Raw genomic sequence first — 2,380 nt, 5'->3', positions numbered from 1 at the left:
TCGGAGCGCCCTGCCACAAAAGCAGCTTAGACGTAAAACATGATTTATCTCCTCGTCTTTTAGGCGGGGAGGTGGTTAATGCCGTAAAATATCTTTACATAATACATATTGTACGTATAATACGTATTATACATTAAAGATAGGATGTGCATATGAAAAAATATAGTTTTACAGATGTAAACCGCGGGGCAGGCGATATTTTAGACGAGGCTATGTCTACACCTGTAGCTTTAACAAAGCGAGGGCGTGAAAAAATCATTATGCTTCCTGTTGATTTATATCATGAATTAATAAAAGCGCGTTCTGGTGCACAATCTTTTGTTTATGCAGATGCACCGCAAAATATATTAGACGACTTAGATCGTGGTTTAGATGATATTTTAAATGGCGACGAACATGTTTAAAGCAGGGGATGTTATTATTTATCTAGTATTTCATAAAACATCGTCTCTTCAGAGTGAGGAAGAGATCAAACAGCGTGAAGTGTTGGAACTTTGCTAACATTTGTTTCGCGTTCAGCATGCCACGCATCATAATTGGCTTGCATGCGTAACCATATAGCAGCTCCATCACCAAACATTTTGCCAAGACAAGCGGAAATAGCAGGAGAAACAGGCTTTTTTGCGTTCAGAATATCGTAGAGATGTTGGCGTGATATACCAAGCATCTGAGCAATTTCTGATTTTGTTTTGCCTGTTTCAGGAATAATTTCTGCTAAAACTTCTCCCGGATGAGTAGGACAACGGTTTTTATCTCTTTGTGCAGGAATGTCATTCATAACTGTATCCTTAGTGATATTGTTCAAGATCAACACGGTAAGCATTACACGAGTAAAATTCAAAGGTAATACACCATGGTCCGTTAACGTGGACAGTGTAACGCGTGGGTGAATATCCAATCAAAGAATGAAAGTTGAATCCTGGAAGATTCATATCTTCTGGTCTTTCAGAAATATCTAAACGATCAAGACGAACCATGATACGTTTTACAAGTTTCTTATCAATCTTGGATGAATTTCCCGTTTTGAATAATTCTGCCAATGTTTTGCTTTTAAACGTTTTAATCATTCTTTTATATAGCGTAAAATACTGCTAATGTCAACAAATAGCTTACATTGTAAGTGCTAAAATGGAAAAAACAGTAACATCCCATTAGAAACCCTTATCGTCNGCATGTCAACATCAAGGATTTTACAAACATACCAAAAGCTGTCTGATCAAATATTGCTAAAAACTTAGATCCCTTGCCATTCTTAATAAAGTGAATATGAAATTTAAATTCTATTGTCATTCTTGCTCTCCAAATCAATGAAGAGAGAATAACAACCATCACCATGCTCCATAAGCCTGACACTGTCAGTCAAAAAAAGCCTTTTCAAAGGGCTTTTAAAGAGCGATAAAAGGACTTAAAAACATATAAACCTGCTTATAGAACAGCTATCCATTTGACTTCTGTCATATCTTGGTTACTTGTGCATCCATTTATTCTTTCCATAATCTTATAAGAACAGCGCCATCAGCACCAGCACCGCTGTCATATCCATCCCTACTAGCACCAGCACCCCCACCACCAAAGCCACGCCCCGCTTTTCCTGAACTATAGGATCCTTGTCCTATCCCTCCAGAGCCACCTCTTGATGTATCACCCCCAGCATCACCTCCGTTACCGCTTATCTTGCTCGTAATTCCATTCGTTCCAGCACAACCATTTCCGCCTTTGGCAATTCCTAGATGTTCATCTGTTGCTAAACCAAAGTTTCCACCTGTACCTCCAGCACCACCAGAGCCTGAATAGTAGGTAGTCGTACTACCACCAAATCCCGAATGAGAGGTATAGGCAGAAGCACCTCCACCACCATGTCCTCCTGTAGCGGTCATAAAATTCTTTCCAACAACTGTTGTTCCTCCAGAGTTTCCTGTCGCACTATGATTTGCAACAGAAGTTCCTCCTTTACCAATGATGATATCCTCATGCCCGTTTAAACTGGATTTATAGCCATACCATACTGAACAACCGCCTCCGCCTCCGCCGCCTCCTAAATATGACCTATAAGCTCCACCACCACTACCCCCACCACCCCATGCTTGGATTTCAACTTTAGTTTTATCGGTGACCCAGACGGGCCACTGAATTTTTTCATCCTGTGTATAGAGCAATTCAGCATCAGCAAGAGCAGGCCAATTCGTAATTTTATCGGTCAAATCTTTTTTAAGACTCTTTATTTGTGCCAGTATAGCTGCATCCACTTGTGATTTCGTATAAACAGCTTCACCATCCACTTTCAGCGGTCCTTTAAGAAAGCTTCCGCTTGTGCTTAGACTGCTAACGACTTTGTTGTTATGGATAAGGTTAAACGATGAGTTGCCTAACAGCTCTAAAC

The 2,380-nt window shown here is 40.2% G+C and carries 3 protein-coding genes and 1 pseudogene; 1 reads left to right on the top strand and 3 read right to left on the bottom strand.

Annotation, left to right across the window (positions count from 1 at the left end; translation table 11 throughout):
- Positions 1-152 precede the first annotated feature (152 nt).
- Positions 153-404, top strand: coding sequence for a type II toxin-antitoxin system Phd/YefM family antitoxin (locus ACFIJ0_RS00160; protein WP_375623751.1), 252 nt, complete (start codon positions 153-155; stop codon positions 402-404).
- A 65-nt stretch (positions 405-469) separates the two neighbouring features.
- Here ACFIJ0_RS00160 and ACFIJ0_RS00155 read toward each other — a convergent pair whose 3' ends face one another.
- From ACFIJ0_RS00155 to ACFIJ0_RS00145, 3 genes and pseudogenes are all read right to left on the bottom strand, one after another.
- Positions 470-778 (bottom strand): HigA family addiction module antitoxin, encoded by a 309-nt coding sequence (locus ACFIJ0_RS00155; protein WP_273721170.1) that lies wholly within the window; start codon positions 776-778, stop codon positions 470-472.
- 10 nt (positions 779-788) lie between these two features.
- Positions 789-1,067, bottom strand: coding sequence for a type II toxin-antitoxin system RelE/ParE family toxin (locus ACFIJ0_RS00150; RefSeq protein ID WP_015856245.1), 279 nt, complete (start codon positions 1,065-1,067; stop codon positions 789-791).
- Between the two features lie 414 nt (positions 1,068-1,481).
- Positions 1,482-2,380: pseudogene (locus tag ACFIJ0_RS00145) on the bottom strand (hypothetical protein); the annotation flags it as partial.

It is taken from the genome of Bartonella sp. OC68QHHN, from assembly GCF_042193875.1.
GTDB lineage: Bacteria > Pseudomonadota > Alphaproteobacteria > Rhizobiales > Rhizobiaceae > Bartonella > Bartonella grahamii_A.
Note: the sequence above shows the minus strand (reverse complement) of the source record. Positions and strands in the feature narration are given on the sequence as shown.